We start from the raw sequence: 15,119 nt of genomic DNA, 5'->3' as shown, positions 1-15,119 counted from the left end.
CCCCAAATACGCGTAGTCTTCCCCGGTCAGACTCGCTTTTTTGGCGAAATCTGCATCCGAATGATCGCTTGGGGGCATCACACGGGTATGTGACACAGGGGACTGCCATGACGGATACCAGCGAAGTGCGTGCCAGCAGCGCGCGTCCATCGGACGAGATGCTGCCTTTCCTGAACAATTTCCACGACATCTTCACCACGATCGGGGTTTTGATCTTGCTCGCCGGCCTGGGTGCCGGTGCCGGCCAGGTGATGGCCGGGCTTGGCCTGGAAGAGGGCGAACAGGCCTTCCAGAACGCGCTGATGGCGCTGATTGGCGGGATCGCGATCTTTACCTGGCTGTTGTCGGCCCTGCTGGTCGGCAAGCAACGCCGCATCCTGCCGGGCATTGTGCTCAGTTCGGTCTTCGGCGTGACGACGATGATCGTCCTGGTCTGGGGTTATGCCCAATTCCTGATCCATGGTGCCGGAATTTCCGAGGAAAGCTTCGAGCTCGCCGGAGCCGGTGTCGACGATATGGAATTCGGCCGCGAGGCGGTGATGATGGTGCTGGCGCAATTGCCGGTCTCCATCCGTTTCATGCCGATCGTGTTCGGCCTCGCCTTCCTGCTGCCGGTCACGGCCTATTATGTCAGCTACCGTCTGCCCTTCGCCGGCGGGCTGATGGGGGTCGGTTTGGTTCTGACCGCTGTGATGACCCTGCTGGCAGTCGATCCCTATACGGTGATCATCTGGTCACCGAGCATCAATGTTGCTGCCGGTGGGGCCCTGTTGCTGGCCGGCATCCTGTTTGATGCCCGTGATCCGGGTCGCGAGACGCGCCTGTCGGGAACGGCCTTTTGGCTTCACTTCTTTGCGGCGCCGGTCCTGCTGGGGGCCGTTCTGAACTTCACTCAGACCGGCATGACCCTTCAGGAGAGTGATTTCGCCAATCCGGAGAACCTCAACTTGTTTGCAGCCATGGCATCGGACAGTGCCGAGTCGATGCGGCTCGCCATTACGGCGCTGACAGTGATCGGCCTGTTTGCCCTGGTCTCGCTGCTGATCAATCGCCGCGCCCTGATCGTCTCCGGACTGGTCACGGCGGGTGTTTCAATCGGCGTGATTGTCAATGGGTCCGATCTGGGCGCTGGTGCGGTCGTCGCCGTGACGCTGCTGGTCCTGGGTGCAATCGTGGTCCTGCTGGGCGCAGCCTGGAACCCGGTCCGCCGCATCCTGCTGATGCCGATCCCGCAGGTCGGCCCGCTGGGTCGCATCTTCCCGCCGGTCAGTACAGCGGAAGGCTGATCACGCGTCGCGTTGAATGAAGAACCGCCCGGCGCCCAGCGCCGGGCGGATTTTTTCGGGCGTTGCCAGGTCAGGCAACCGAACGTCTTCCCGGGCCACGGACTCATGCCAAACTGCGGTTTTTCGCGCGCCGGGCCGGGAGATTGTGCATGGCTTTGGAGACAGATGCGATCATCGTCGGGGCCGGTGCCGTCGGGTTGGCCACCGCACGGGCCTTCGCCCGGCGCGGCCACGAGACCATCGTGCTGGAAGCCGCCACCAAGATCGCCCAGGGCATTTCCTCGCGCAATTCCGAGGTCATCCATGGCGGGCTCTATTATCCGACCGGATCGCTGAAAGCGCGGCTCTGCGTGGCGGGCCGGCTGATGCTCTACGCCTTTCTCGAACACCATCATCTGCCACACGAGAAATGCGGCAAGCTCGTCGTCGCGACCGAGCCGCACGAGATTGAGCGGCTCGACGCCATCCTCGATCAGGCCAAGGCCAACCAGGTCGGCGGCATGCGGCGGTTGAGCGGTGCCGAAGCGCGGGCGTTGGAGCCGGAATTGCGGGCCGAGGCGGCATTGTTGTCGGAAGAAAGCGGCGTCATGGATGCCCACGCCTATATGGATGCGCTGGCCGGCGAGATCGCCGGGCATGGCGGCGCCATCGCCGTCAATACGCCCTTTGCCGGCGCGACGCCGCTCACGGGGGGCGGCTTTGTCGTGCGGACGGGCGGCGAGCATGCGACCGAGGTCACGACACGCTATCTGGTGATCGCGGCCGGGCTGGGCGCACAGGCGGCTGCGGCGATGATCGAGACCATGCCGGCCGAGCGGATCCCGCCGCTGCATTATGGCAAGGGCGTCTACTTCACCCTGTCCGGAAAAGCGCCGTTCTCGCGGCTGGTCTATCCGCTGCCGATACCCGGCGCGCTGGGCACGCATTACCGCCGCGATCTGGGTGGGCAGGCGCGGTTCGGTCCGGATCTCGCCTTTGTCGAGGCTGAGGACTACACGGTCGATCCGGCGCGGGCGCAGGCGTTTTATGCCACCGCGCGGCGCTTCTGGCCGTCGCTGCCGGACGGGGGCCTGATGCCGGATTATGCCGGCATTCGCCCCAAGCTGCATGGGCCGGGTGAGCCGCAGCCGGATTTCCGGATGGACGGACCGGAAAGCCATGGCGTTGCCGGCTTGATGGCCCTGTTCGGGATTGAAAGTCCGGGCCTGACGGCCTCGCTGGCCATCGGGGAAACGGTGGCGGAACGTTTATCCGCTTGATCCGGCCCGGCGACAGGCCACTATGGCGCCGGATCGGGAGGCGATATGACACCTGCACGCTGGGCCTTTGTGGCCACACTGGTTCTCACCCTGGCGACCTTGGCCTTCCCGTTGGCGTTGTTCGGCTCGCCGCCCGATCTGGGCAGTGCGCCGATGGCTGAGGGGTTCAAAACCCCGATCCTCGCCCTGGAGTTCGCCGAGGATGTTGGGGGTATTGCCTTTCTGCAGGGCGAGGCGGCGGCGGCGCTGCGCGCTTGGCTGGTCGAGGTCCAGTTTCTCGACTGGTTCTTCCCGGTCGCCTATGCCGGTATGGCAGCGACCTTCTTTCTTGGCATGGCCCTGCGCGGGCGCTTTCTCGCCGCAGTTGGTGTCGGACTGGCGCTGGCGACCATTCCGGCTGACTGGCAGGAAAATGCCACCATCAACGGCATTCTTGCCGAGATCGAAAACCCGCTGTGCAGCTCCGACATCGAACCGGCGGACGGGCGTGATGATGTCGTCCTGCGCGATTGCCTGCCGCGCGGCTATTTCGACCGGGCCAGCCCTGAAGTCGAATTGGTCTCCTATGCCTTTGACAGCTTCCTGCCGGTGCGGATCGAGATGCTGCGCATCGACACCTGGATCAAATGGGGGCTGATCGCCGCCTATGCCGCCTGGCTGGCCGCCATGCTGTGGATGGATCGGCGCCGCATCCTGGCCATACCGGCTGCGGTCGGCGCGCTCTCCATCGCCGCGACCTGGATCAGCGGCTCGAACGGACATGTCGCTGAACTGATGGGCATACTGCTCATTCCGATGATGCTGACTTTCCCCATCGCCGCGGTGATGTATCTTCGCGACAAACCCGCCAAGACGGGGACGCCACAAGGTGAGGACGCTGCATGAAAGCCCTGGTCAAAGCCAAGCCGGAAGAAGGCATCTGGATGGAGGACGTGCCGGAGCCGCAAATCGGTCCGGATGATGTCCTGATCAAGATCAAACGCACCGCCATCTGCGGCACGGACATCCATATCTACAATTGGGATGACTGGGCGGCCAAGAATGTGCCGACGCCCATGGTGGTCGGCCATGAATATGCCGGCGAGATCGTCGATACGGGCTCGAACGTGACCCGGGTCAAGGTCGGCCAGCGTGTCTCCGGCGAAGGGCATGTGGTTGGCGTCACCAGCCGCGCCGCCCGCGCCGGTCGTTTCCATCTCGATCCGGAAACCCGCGGTGTCGGGGTCAACATTCCCGGCGCCTTCGCCGAATACATGAAGCTGCCGGCCTTCAATGTCGTGCCGCTGTCCGAGGATGTGCCCGACGAGATCGGCTCCATCCTCGATCCGCTCGGCAATGCGGTCCACACAGCGCTGCAGTTCGACATGATCGGCGAGGATGTGCTGATCACCGGCGCCGGACCGATCGGCATCATGGCCGCCGCCATTGCCCGCCATGTCGGCGCCCGCCATGTCGTGTTGACCGACATCAACACGCACCGCCTGCACCTGGCGAGCCAGGTCGCGCCGAAGATCCGCACGGTCGATGTCTCGAAAGAGAAGATCGAGGATGTGGCCAAAGAGCTCGGCATGACCGAGGGCTTTGATGTCGGCCTGGAAATGTCCGGCGCGCCGCAGGCTTTCGGCTCCATGCTTAACAATATGGTGATGGGCGGCAAGGTCGCCATGCTCGGTCTGCCGTCCAGGCCGATCGAGGTCGATTTCGGCCAGCTCGTCCTGAAGGCGATCACGCTGAAGGGCATTTATGGCCGTGAGATGTTCGAGACCTGGTACAAGATGATCGCCATGCTCGAGAGCGGTCTCGACGTCTCGCGCATCATCACCCACCGCTACAAGGCCGATGAGTTCCAGAAGGGTTTCGACGCCATGCGCGCCGGCAAGTCCGGCAAGGTGGTTCTGGACTGGGATTGAGCGTGTCACCTCGCTTGGGCCGGGGAGGGTCCTGATGGGTATGGAAAAACGCGTACCGCTTGAAAACTACATTGAATATCCGCAAGCCGAGATGCGCGAGCGGGTCAGCCGGTTCACGCAGAACCTGTTGCGCCGGCGCACGGTGCGGGATTATGCCGACAAGCCAGTCGAGCGGGCGGTGATCGAACAGGCCATCATCGCCGCCGGTTCGGCGCCTTCAGGTGCCAATCACCAGCCCTGGCATTTTGTTGTGCTCAGCGACCCGGCCAAGCGTCGGGCCCTGCGTGAGGCGGCCGAGGCGGAAGAAGCGGCCTTCTACAATGGCAAGGCACCGCAGGAATGGCTCGACGCGCTGGCGCCGCTGGGCACCGATGCCAGCAAGCCTTTCCTCGAACATGCGCCGGTCCTGATCGCCGTCTTCGCCCAGAAGCGCGGTGGTGAGGAGATCGGCCAGGACAAGAAGAATTACTACATCCACGAGAGCGTCGGCATTGCCTGCGGCTTCCTGCTGGCCGCGCTGCACGAGGCCGGCTTGGTCACGCTGACCCACACGCCCAATCCGATGCGCTTCCTCAACGAGGTCTGCGAACGCCCGGCCGGGGAAAAACCCTACATGCTGATCGTCGGCGGCTATCCGGCCGAGGATGCGACCGTGCCGGAGCACGCCCTGGTCAAGAAGCGGCTGGACGAGATCACGACCTGGCTTTGATGAGGGAATCCTGACGGTTGCAGGCTAGCGCGGTCAGGTCCGCCAGTTGAGATCGCCGGGGAGCTCCAGGTCGGCAAAGTCGATGCGAATTACGCGCCGTGGCCGCAGTGAGCGGGATGCGAGGGATCGGTGCAGCGTGAGCATTGGTAGCACGATCGCGTCGCCCGCCGCACATTGAGGGGTGGTGGTCTGGCAGGATCGAGCGATTGCCTCGGCGTTATCGGCAGAAACCCGGCCATGCCGCGCGCTGTCCAATGCGATCTCCATCGCGCCATCGGCCTCTGCCGCATCATCCAGATGGAGGCGGACAAAGAGCATGCGAGCCAATACCGATTCCGGGGCTTCGCAGTGCCAGACACCGTCCTTCCGTGACCAGTTTTTGAACCCGTTGATATCAACTCGGTCGTGAACTGCGATGACGCGATCCTGATGCCACGGCACCGCCCAGTTTGTGTCGGCTATCTTGTTGAATGAAATCATGCGGACCGGCCGCATTTTCGGCCATATGGTGCGGATGCGCTTGCAGAGTGCCGCGATGCCTTTGCTCTCGTAGAGGGGCGCGCTTTCCTCAATCCGTCTGCCGGGTTGATCATGGTGCCCGACCATCTCGCGCATTGCGTGAAGTGCGCTTTGTGAAAGCACTTGGCGCAAAAGCCAAACCTCGCCGGCGGAGATATTCTCTTGGCTTGTTTGTGTAGGTGAAGGATGGGAAGAATCTGACATCGACACCGCTTGTACCGTGAAGGGCTGGGCGGGCGTAGGCCAAATTTAGCAGATGTCGCAGTGGCCATTGTTCGCCCAACAGACGCCCGGACCTGTAGGTCCAGGCGCCGTGCGGCTTATGCGGTGCTAGTCCAAGAAACGCGCCGCGATCCAGTCCGAGATAAGGTCCAGCGCGTGTGGGGCGAAGGTTTCTTCGATCTCGGCATATTCGGCGATGGTCCCGGTCTGCGCCGTCTGGAACATGTGATTGAGACCCTCCAGCTCCAGCACCGTGACGTCGGGATTGCCGGACAGGCCCGCTTCCAGCCCGGCCAGATTGGGGCCGGGGAGAACCTGAAGGTCCAGCGAACCATTCACGGCCAGCACCGGCTGATCAACCTGCGGCAGATAGGCGGCCGGGTCGTGACGCAGGAAGGTGCGCTGCCAAGCGCGAACATTCTGGCTGACCAGCAGTTCGCGCTGCGCCGGTGCGGCGCCGAGCAGGGCGAGGGTCTCGTCGGTAAACAGGGCGTTCAAGGCCGAGCGGGCTGCCTCTTCATCCGCTGCCGCGCTCACCGTGCCGGTGATTTGCGGGATCAGGCGGGCCAGCACTTCCAGCTCTTCCTCGCTGCGACCACCGGCGCGGGCTGCGGCCAGCGACTGGTCCAGGATGATCTGCTCGCCTGTCGTACCGGGACCCGCCAGCAGCACCAGGAAAGCGACCGCGTCATTGTCGGCAGCGACAACCGGGGCAATCAGACCGCCTTCGCTATGGCCGATCAGCCCGATGGCGGAGGTATCGATCTCCGGCCGGGCCCGAAGCCAGGCCAGCGCGGCCGCGGTATCGGACGCGAAATCCATCGAGGTGGAGGATGCAAAATCGCCGGTCGACTCGGCAAAGCCGCGATCATCATAGCGCAGGACGGCGATGCCATTGCGGGTGAGATGATCGGCCAGAACGGCGAAGGGGCGATGGGTCCACACGGTCTCGTCGCGGTCCTGGGGGCCGGAACCGGAGATCAGGATGGCGGCAGGGAAGGGGCCGTCGCCAGCGGGAATGGTCAGCGTGCCGGCAAGGGTCACGCCTTCGGCCTCGGGATTGTCGAAGCGGACCGGCTCGACGCGGTAGGGGAAGGGGCCGACCGGTTCCTGCGGGCGGTTGGGACCGGTCACGAGGTTGGCCGTGCGCTGAAAGCTGACCTCCGCGTCGGGAAAGCCGGGACGGATCCATTGACCGGTCAGCATGTCGCCGCCCGCATCCAGCGTGCCGCGATAGGTGACATTGGCGGCCGGGATGCGAAAGCCGACTGCGTCACCGTCACGGGTGAACTCCGTGACCGGGATGCCATAGGCAGCCTGGGTGACGGAATCGAGCGTGGCCTGGGTGCCGTCCTCGCCGGTTTCGATATTGAGGGTGAAAGCCAGTTCGGTCTCGCCGCGTGTCAGCATGCCTTCCCAGACACCGTCCATACCGTCGATGACCGTCACCTCGACAGTCTCGGGCCGGGCAAATGCCAGGGGCAGGTTCATGCCCTGGCTGAACTCGCCTTCATAGCGCCGGGTCTGTTCATTCCATTCGCCGCTGTAGGACACGCCCATCGCGGTGATGGCGAAGCGCATCGCGTTGGCATCGATCGCAAACTCATCGATGGGAATTTTCTGGCCGGGGGCCTGGTCGAGGCTTTCCAGCTCGCCACGATGACTGCCGTCCGGATGTTCCGTGGCGGTGATCAACAAGCGCAATTCGCCGCCGGGCGTTGTCAGGACGCCGAGCCAGTCGCCGGATGGGGGGATATTCGGGCTGTTGTCGGCGGAGGCTTGGGCTATCGTGATCAGGAATGTGATCACGAGGCCTGTCAGCCAGGCGGTGATGGTTCGGATAATCGGCATTTGGCCCTCCGGGATTTGGCCAGCCGGATGCATTCGCCTGCAATGAGGCGGGCAGCCGGTTGTGATGGATGGTTGGGCCCGTTGGCCGGGGACGGTTGGAGCCCGCTTACAACTCGATAATTAGCTAATGATCAAAATGAATGCAAGCTTTAGTTCGAAGTCGATCTAAATGAGTGACGCGTTCCGGACAAAAAACGCCCGGATCGTTGGGGGCGATCCGGGCGTAGCATTGTCCGGTTTGGGGCCGGTTGGGGTAGGCGCGTTTGCCAAGGCTGACCGTTGGGGTGTGAGGCTGGGCGGTCAACCCGTGAGCGAGGTCTTGGGGAAACCTCTAGGCCCGCACGCGCCGGCGGATGGCTGTGAACGACCAGATGAACGCGATGATCCAGCCGATAAAGGTCCAACCCAAAAGCAGGTTGGTGAGGAAGATCGCGAATGTGTTGTCGTGACCGCGCAGAAGGCCGATCAGGGTTGGCAGGAAATAGGCCAGCAGACCAATCACCGCGACTTCACCACCCATGACGTAAACCTCCATTGTCCTGTCTCCTTTGCCCCGTCGGTCGTGCGTTCAGGGGCTTATCGAATTTCGATATGAATGTAGGAGCGGTTGCGAAACCGCACAAGGGAGGACGAGGGGGGATTAATCCGATTTAAGTCCCGGGTCAGACGCCGGACATGAAAAAGCCCCGGCCAGTGAGCCGGGGCTTGATCGTTCCAGCGGTGTCAGGACCTACGCCTCAACTGTCGGGAATTCATAATCCTTGTAGATTTCCCGCAGCTTGGTCTTGAGGATCTTGCCGGTCGCGCCGATCGGCATTTCCTCAATGAACTCGACCGCGTCGGGCAGCCACCATTTCGGCACCTCGCCGCGCAGGTAGTCGATGATCGACGCGGCATCCGGTTCGGCACCCGGCTTGAGCTGGACGACGAGCAGCGGACGTTCCTGCCATTTCGGGTGCGGCATGCCGACGGCGGCGGCCATTGCCACGGACGGGTGTCCCATGGCGGCGTTTTCCAGATCGATCGAGGAAATCCATTCGCCGCCGGTCTTGATGACGTCCTTGGAGCGGTCGGTGATGGTCATGAAACCGCTGCCGTCGAGATGGGCGACATCGCCGGTCTGGAACCAGCCATCCTCGGTGAAGCTTTCGGCACCGGCACCGCGATAATAGCCGGAAGCGATCCATGGCCCGCGGACCTGGACATGACCGGAGGACTCGCCGTCCCAGGGAAGTTCCTTGCCTTCATCATCGACAATGCGCATGCCGACACCGAAGACGAGGCGGCCCTGTTTCAGCTTGACCTTGATGATCTCCTCGCGATCGAGACCTTCATGCTTGGGCAGAAGGACATTGACCGTACCCAGCGGGCTCATTTCGGTCATGCCCCAGCCTTGCTGCATGACCACACCATACTTGTCCTCATAGGCGCGCAGCAGGGCTTCGGGCAGCGCCGAACCGCCGATCAGAACCCGTTCGACACTGTCGATGCGCTTGCCTTCGGCCTCGAGATAATTGAGCAGGCCGAGCCAGACCGTCGGCACGCCGGCGACGTAATTGACGTTCTCGCCCTCGATCAGTTCGTGAATGGAGGCGCCGTCCATCTGGGCGCCCGGCATCACCAGCTTGGCGCCATTCATCGGCGCGGCGTAGGGAATGCCCCAGGCATTGACGTGGAACATCGGCACGACCGGCAAAATCGTGCCGCGAGCGCCAACGCCGATCACATCAGCGGCGGCCGATGCCATGGCATGCAGGACGGTCGAACGGTGGGAATACAAAACGCCCTTGGGATCGCCCGTGGTGCCGGACGTATAGCACAAACCGGCGGCGGCATATTCGTCGAAGACCGGCCAGTCGAAATCGGCCGGATAATCACTGATCAGCTCTTCATAGCTCTTGCACTTGGTCTGGACGCCCTCGAGATGGGTCTTGTCGGTCATCAGAACCCAGTTCTTGACCGATTTGCACGCTTTCGAGATGGCATCGATCAGCGGTGCGAACTGCTTGTCGAAGAACACCGTCTTGGACTGCGCATGGTCGAGCATCCAGATCAGCTGCTTGGGATCAAGGCGCGGATTGACAGTGTGGACGACGGCGCCGACCCCGGAAATCGCGTAGTAAAGCTCGAAATGGCGGTGCGAATTCCAGGCGATGGTGGCGACGCGGTCGCCCTCGCGGATTTTGAGTTTCTTTTGCAGGGCGTTGGCCAGCTGCTGCGTACGCTTGTAGGTCGTCGTGTAATTCTGGCGATGGATCTGGCCGCTCTCCGGCAGCCGCGTGACAATTTCCTGATCGCCATGGCATTTTGCCGCGTGAACCAGAATGTCCGAGATCATGAGCGGACAGTCCATCATGTGTGCGCGCAAAGTCATGTATTTCCCCTGATAATCAACCGTTGGTCCGTTTTTGTGTTTTGCCAATCAAACGGTCTAACGGGCCACGGCGCAATCCCTTTGCTCAATCGGTTTGAATTGCTTATGCGTTTTTTGCACATGAGGCGCCGCCCGGTGCTGCCATCTGTCGAGGAGTTCTGCCCGTGACCCATCCCGTCAACCTGCCGACCCATGCCGATATTCTCGATGCAGCGGGCAGGCTGGCCGGGCATGCGGTCGCCACGCCGCTCCTGCGCAATGACCGGCTCGACGCCGAGACGGGTTGTCGGCTGTTTGTGAAGGCCGAGTGCCTGCAACGCACCGGCTCGTTCAAGTTCCGTGGCGCCTTCAACCGTATTTCCCGGCTGGATGACGCCGAGAAGGCACGCGGCATTCTGGCCTATTCCTCCGGGAATCATGCCCAGGGCGTCGCGGCGGCGGCCAAGCTGAACGGTACTACCGCCAAGATCCTGATGCCGGCCGATGCACCGCGTTCGAAGGTCGAGGGGGTCCTGTTCTGGGGCGGCGAAGTGGTGACCTATGACCGCGCTACCGAGAGCCGCGAAGCGATGGGGCTGGCGATTGCCGAGGCCGAGGGGCGCATTCTCGTGCCGCCTTATGAGGACCCCTACATCATTGCCGGGCAGGGCACGGCCGGTCTTGAAGCCGCACAGCAATTGCAGGCGCTCGGAGAAACGCCGGACATTGTGGTCTGTTGCGCCGGTGGCGGAGGTCTTATCGCCGGCGTCGGCTTGGCCATGTCCCACGCCTTCCCGGACGTCGCGATCTGGTCGGCGGAACCGGAAGGCTTTGACGATCACAAGCGCTCGCTCGCCAGCGGCCAGCGCGAGACCAATACCAAGCTTACCGGCTCGATCTGTGATGCGATCATCACGCCGACGCCGGGCGCTCTGACCTGGGCGCTCAATTCAACCCAGCTGAGCGCTGGCGCCGCGATCTCTGATGACGAGGCGCTTGATGCCATGGTGGCTGCGTGGCGGCACCTCAAAATCGTCGTCGAGCCCGGCGGTGTCGCGGCGCTGGCGGCTGTGCTGTCCGGCAAGATGGATGTTGCCGGCAAGACAGTCTGCGTGCTGGCAACCGGCGGCAATGTGGATGCTGCAGTCTTTCAAAAAGCCCTCGACCGGGCTTGATGGCACACATGATATGCGTGCCGGTCAGGCCTGACCGGGTCCTGTTTGCGCTTACCCGGCCAGCTTGTTAACCTTCGTCCGAAAATCGGGGAGGTTGCATGCCTGTGTCGAGAACCGGGTACGCCTTGGGGATTGCTGCTGCGCTGGTCATTCAGGGTGGCGCGTCCGCGGCCTTTTCCCAGCCTTCCCCTGCACCCGTTGACCCCTCTGGCGACGGGTCGGCCGAGACCCGGCTGGCGGTCGAACCACCCCTGACCGGTGCCGAGCAGGCGCTGTTGGACCAGATCCGGGCGGCCGGTCCGATTGAACCGAACTCTGACCGGCCTTGTCCGTTCGGGACTTACGGCCCGCCTTTGAATGTCCGCGACCCAGATGCCGGCGAGTCCGGGATCGAGATATTTGATCCCTGCGGCTTGCGGTTCACCGACCTGTCGGGGATCTGGGAGATGTCAGGCGGTTTCCAGCTGATTGCCTATCATGAGCGTCGCGGTGGTGAGCTGGCAATGCGCTTCACCCATGTCGATGCCGACCATGATTACTACCAGATATGGCGCTACATGTTTGGGGACGACTGGCTTCTCGGACAGGTCGCGCCAAATCTGATCAACCTTGTCGCGGTTATCCGGTTTCCCGAACGCATCCGCGAAACCTGTCCAGATCAATGGGAGACACCTTATCCGGTCCACGCCGTTTTCTTTGGCTACACAGACACGGGTCAGGTTCGGATCGGCGGCTCCCGAATACGGAACAATCTCTCCACCAGTTGTGAAACAAGCTATATCGAGACGGTGACGGATGTGTATGTCCGCACCGAAGCGGGGGTGCGGTCATGGACGGATTGACGCGACATGTGACACCGGTCCGGGCCGGTATCGCGGTAGTGATCACGCTCGGCTTGCTGCTCCTGGGTTTGATGGGTAGCGGGCAGGCCGACCGTCAGCGCGACCTGTTGGAACTACTTCGCGCGGCGGAAGCAGACTATGCCGCGCCGGGCCTGACCGTGGCTGAAGCGGCGCCCGAACTGGCAACGCCGGAGGCGATGCTGGCCTTTGTGCGTGATCGGGTCTGGCTGCAATCCTATGACGGGCGCGGCCTGTCTCCTGACGATGTCCTTGTCCTGCGCGGCGGCAATTCAGCCGATCAGGCCATGCTGCTGGCGGCGTTGCTGGACATGCAGGGTTATCCTGTCCGGCTGCAGCGGGCTGATTGGCCTGATGCGGACCCGGTGCTTGGCACCGTCGAGAGTGATCGCCGGGACAGTCTCTCCGTGCTTTATGACGCGCTTGATGTCGACGAGGCGGCTGCCCGACAGTCTGCCCTGGCCGACGCCAGCGCCATCCCCGCCAATCTGCGCGCTGAGCTGGAACAGGCTGAAGCCCTTCTGGACACCTATCTCCGTGTGCCGCTCGCACCCCGTGTCGAGCGGGCGAATCCTGATTGGGTCTGGGTCGAGTATCAGGTTGATGGAGAATGGCTGGTTGCGGATCCGGTCTTTCCGCACCTCGCGCGCCCCCGTTCTGCCTCCGCCTATGTTGATCCCGGCCTTACGCCTATCGAGTTGGCGCTTGATCTGGTGACGCCGGGTGGATCTCGCCAGCGCCTGCTCGACTGGGCCGGCCGGATGGCGGATGAACCGATTCTTCGTTTCCTCCCCGCAGCCCAGCTCGGGTCATTCCTGGATAGCGCGCCGGGCGCGGTCGATGTGCCGGCCTGGCGCCCGGTCATTTCGGGGGCCGGCGACCCCGTTGCCGGGCGTAGTTTTTCCACCGGCGGTGATTTGCTGCCGGTTCCGGGTGAGGGGCCGCCGGACCTGGCCGCAGGCTTGCCACCCGCACCGGCGATCACACAGGCCACGCTGACCGGGATTGATACGGCCGACTGGCCGGAAGTTGGTCTGACGGTCCAGACCGATACCCCGGACGGGGCATACTGGTATGCGCCGCATCTTCGCCTGATGGTCGATGGCGCGCCTGTGACGCCGCGCATTCTGGCGCAGCCGCGGCGCGCGCCGCAGGTTGTCTTCATCACGGATGTGTCGCCCTCGATGATTGATGAGGGGCACTTGTTCTCGGCCGGCTTGCTCGGACGTGCCCTGGTTGAGTCCATGGGACGGATGGAGTCTTTCGTCGCGGTCTCCGCCGCCGGCGAGCCCGTTCTGGCCGCGGGCAACCAGCTCTACTTTCAGCGGCGCGATGCGGTGCTCGCCTATAATTCCGGTCTGGTCGTCCGCGACGGCGATGATTTGCCGGCGGCGCTGCAGCTGGCAGCGGCCGAAGCCCGGGGGGAGGTGATCTTCCTGGTCATGACGGATGGCGAGCTGGGCGATGCCGAGGCGGCGTTTCAGGCCGCGGTCGAGGCGCTGCCCGGGCGGGTCTTTGGCGTCGTGCCTGAATCGCAAACAGGCCGGTTCCAGCCGGTCTTCGATCAGGTCTGGGCGCTGCCGCCCGACGATCAGCCGGACGCGACAGCCGCCTCGATCCGGCGCGCCTTCGGGACCCAGTTGGAAATCCGATACACCGCCCCGCCGGGGCTTGCCGACGCGATTCAGAGCGTGGAGCTCTCGCTGGGCGAGGGCGGTGTGGCCGTTGATGGCGCGTATCCGGTGCCGGAGACGACCGTCCCGACATCCGCCCGTCTGGAATTGCAGGTGATGCGCGGTGGTCAAGCGCTCGGCGGGCGACGGACGCTGATCGAGCTGGCGCGGGATGACAGCCAGGAGCAATTGCTGGGGAGCCGCGCCATCTTCTCGGGCGGCGGTCAATTTGCTCCGGAAGCCCTGTATCGCCGATATTTTGCTGAATGGCGGGTCGAGTTGGAAACGCAACTGGCGCCGGATGCCGGCACGGCAGGCAGGTTGCCAGCCCCGCTGGGCCCGAGTCTGGATGCGCTGGCCGCAATTAACGGGCTGGTCGGGCAGGTCGACCGGTTATTGGGTGAGCGTGCGAGTCGCCTGGACCCGTTGGTGACCCTGCGCTCGGCTGTGGTTGATGTTCATGATGCCGAAAACGCGGACCTGGTGCGCGGTCTGGATGTCTTGCATGACGGGCGTGCCCGGCATGCCGATGGCCGCGTGTCGCCGCGGCTCGGTCTGGCACTCGCGGTTGCCGAGGCACAGGTATTGGGTGGCTCGGGTGTCAATGCGCAGTTGGCGGATAGCGGTGAACTCGTCCTGATCAATCCCGACACGGCGATTCCGGACGCCTGGCCGGCGGCAATCGGGCGGGTTCTGGCCGACCAGGGTGGCAGTTTGCTGGCGACGGTTGATGGTCGGGCCGGATGGTTGATCGATCGCGACGGAGCGCTCCGGGCGCGCTTGTTCGACCCGGACGCGAAGGGCGCGCGGGCACGGCAGGCGATCGCCGAATTCCAGCGCATTCGGAATATGCTTACCGTGCTGGGGATTACAGCCAGTGGAATCGGATCCCCGATGGGGGTGAGCGGTGCCCAGCTGGGCGGGCTGGTCGGCATACTCGACACCAATTTGCGCCTCTGGTGCTTTTCCACGGTGATGCTGGGCTTTGTCACGGACGCGATAGAGACCGGCGAGCTGGAGGCTGATGCCCAGGCCCAGGCGGCAGAAGGTTGTCAGATCAATCCCGATGACATCTATGCCGAGTATTTCTCCGCCTTTGGCAAGGGGTTCATCACGGGTGCGATGGGCGACCGGGCCACCGATGCCGTCAAGGGGATTGCGGGCGGTACGCTGCCTGCCGTGACGGAGGCCCTAGTCAATACCGAAGCCGGCGTCCTGATCGAGATCAGTGGTATCGGCGACCCGATCGGCGATGCCATCCGCAACGCGGTCCATGACTGACGGTTCAGCGCTGCAATTGCC

The 15,119-nt window shown here is 63.5% G+C and carries 12 protein-coding genes; 8 read left to right on the top strand and 4 right to left on the bottom strand.

Annotation, left to right across the window (positions count from 1 at the left end):
• The first annotated feature begins 107 nt into the window (after positions 1-107).
• The 5 genes from C7435_RS04480 to C7435_RS04460 all read left to right on the top strand — a co-directional run bounded on the left by C7435_RS04480 (position 108) and on the right by C7435_RS04460 (position 5,164).
• Positions 108-1,286, top strand: coding sequence for a hypothetical protein (locus C7435_RS04480; protein WP_121210204.1), 1,179 nt, complete (start codon positions 108-110; stop codon positions 1,284-1,286).
• Positions 1,287-1,435: 149 nt separating this feature from the next.
• Entirely contained in the window at positions 1,436-2,545 is a 1,110-nt protein-coding gene (locus tag C7435_RS04475; protein WP_121210203.1) for an NAD(P)/FAD-dependent oxidoreductase, read from the top strand.
• Positions 2,546-2,590: 45 nt separating this feature from the next.
• Positions 2,591-3,430: a hypothetical protein gene (locus tag C7435_RS04470; protein WP_121210202.1), complete on the top strand. Its 840-nt coding sequence runs from the start codon at positions 2,591-2,593 to the stop codon at positions 3,428-3,430.
• Complete coding sequence (gene tdh, locus C7435_RS04465; protein WP_121210201.1) at positions 3,427-4,455, top strand: L-threonine 3-dehydrogenase, zinc-binding type; 1,029 nt, start codon at positions 3,427-3,429, stop codon at positions 4,453-4,455. Before C7435_RS04470 ends, tdh begins: the two co-directional genes overlap by 4 nt.
• 40 nt (positions 4,456-4,495) lie before the next feature.
• Positions 4,496-5,164, top strand: coding sequence for a nitroreductase family protein (locus tag C7435_RS04460; protein ID WP_121210200.1), 669 nt, complete (start codon positions 4,496-4,498; stop codon positions 5,162-5,164).
• A gap of 33 nt (positions 5,165-5,197) precedes the next feature.
• Here the strand turns inward: C7435_RS04460 and C7435_RS04455 are convergent, their stop codons facing one another.
• From C7435_RS04455 to C7435_RS04440, 4 genes are all read right to left on the bottom strand, one after another.
• Entirely contained in the window at positions 5,198-5,887 is a 690-nt protein-coding gene (locus C7435_RS04455; RefSeq protein WP_121210199.1) for a phytanoyl-CoA dioxygenase family protein, read from the bottom strand.
• A gap of 126 nt (positions 5,888-6,013) precedes the next feature.
• Positions 6,014-7,756, bottom strand: coding sequence for an alpha/beta hydrolase family protein (locus tag C7435_RS04450; protein WP_121210398.1), 1,743 nt, complete (start codon positions 7,754-7,756; stop codon positions 6,014-6,016).
• Between the two features lie 331 nt (positions 7,757-8,087).
• Positions 8,088-8,291, bottom strand: coding sequence for a superinfection immunity protein (locus C7435_RS04445; protein WP_075190654.1), 204 nt, complete (start codon positions 8,289-8,291; stop codon positions 8,088-8,090).
• A gap of 195 nt (positions 8,292-8,486) precedes the next feature.
• A complete protein-coding gene (locus tag C7435_RS04440) occupies positions 8,487-10,130 on the bottom strand; it encodes a long-chain-fatty-acid--CoA ligase (protein ID WP_121210198.1) in 1,644 nt (547 codons plus the stop codon).
• Positions 10,131-10,294: 164 nt separating this feature from the next.
• Between C7435_RS04440 and C7435_RS04435 the strand changes: the two genes are divergently transcribed.
• From C7435_RS04435 to C7435_RS04425, 3 genes are all read left to right on the top strand, one after another.
• Positions 10,295-11,284 carry a threonine ammonia-lyase gene (locus C7435_RS04435; RefSeq protein WP_121210197.1) on the top strand — a complete coding sequence of 330 codons (990 nt, stop codon included), beginning with the start codon at positions 10,295-10,297 and terminating at the stop codon, positions 11,282-11,284.
• A 98-nt stretch (positions 11,285-11,382) separates the two neighbouring features.
• On the top strand, positions 11,383-12,126 hold the full coding sequence (locus C7435_RS04430) for a hypothetical protein (protein WP_147422625.1): 744 nt from the start codon (positions 11,383-11,385) through the stop codon (positions 12,124-12,126).
• The gene (locus tag C7435_RS04425) at positions 12,114-15,098 is read left to right on the top strand and encodes a hypothetical protein (protein WP_121210195.1); all 2,985 of its coding nucleotides are present in this window, start codon (positions 12,114-12,116) and stop codon (positions 15,096-15,098) included. Before C7435_RS04430 ends, C7435_RS04425 begins: the two co-directional genes overlap by 13 nt.
• Positions 15,099-15,119: the final 21 nt, after the last annotated feature.

The sequence above is a fragment of the Maricaulis maris genome (assembly GCF_003634045.1).
GTDB classification, from domain to species: domain Bacteria; phylum Pseudomonadota; class Alphaproteobacteria; order Caulobacterales; family Maricaulaceae; genus Maricaulis; species Maricaulis maris.
Note: the sequence above shows the minus strand (reverse complement) of the source record. Positions and strands in the feature narration are given on the sequence as shown.

Coding starts and splice junctions, on each gene's coding strand:
- tdh (WP_121210201.1), top strand. CDS start 3,427: ATGAAAGCCCTGGTCAAAGCCAAGCCGGAAGAAGGCATCTGGATGGAG.
- C7435_RS04445 (WP_075190654.1), bottom strand. CDS start 8,291: ATGGAGGTTTACGTCATGGGTGGTGAAGTCGCGGTGATTGGTCTGCTG.
- C7435_RS04475 (WP_121210203.1), top strand. CDS start 1,436: ATGGCTTTGGAGACAGATGCGATCATCGTCGGGGCCGGTGCCGTCGGG.
- C7435_RS04470 (WP_121210202.1), top strand. CDS start 2,591: ATGACACCTGCACGCTGGGCCTTTGTGGCCACACTGGTTCTCACCCTG.
- C7435_RS04425 (WP_121210195.1), top strand. CDS start 12,114: ATGGACGGATTGACGCGACATGTGACACCGGTCCGGGCCGGTATCGCG.
- C7435_RS04440 (WP_121210198.1), bottom strand. CDS start 10,130: ATGACTTTGCGCGCACACATGATGGACTGTCCGCTCATGATCTCGGAC.
- C7435_RS04480 (WP_121210204.1), top strand. CDS start 108: ATGACGGATACCAGCGAAGTGCGTGCCAGCAGCGCGCGTCCATCGGAC.
- C7435_RS04460 (WP_121210200.1), top strand. CDS start 4,496: ATGGAAAAACGCGTACCGCTTGAAAACTACATTGAATATCCGCAAGCC.
- C7435_RS04430 (WP_147422625.1), top strand. CDS start 11,383: ATGCCTGTGTCGAGAACCGGGTACGCCTTGGGGATTGCTGCTGCGCTG.
- C7435_RS04455 (WP_121210199.1), bottom strand. CDS start 5,887: ATGTCAGATTCTTCCCATCCTTCACCTACACAAACAAGCCAAGAGAAT.
- C7435_RS04450 (WP_121210398.1), bottom strand. CDS start 7,756: ATGCCGATTATCCGAACCATCACCGCCTGGCTGACAGGCCTCGTGATC.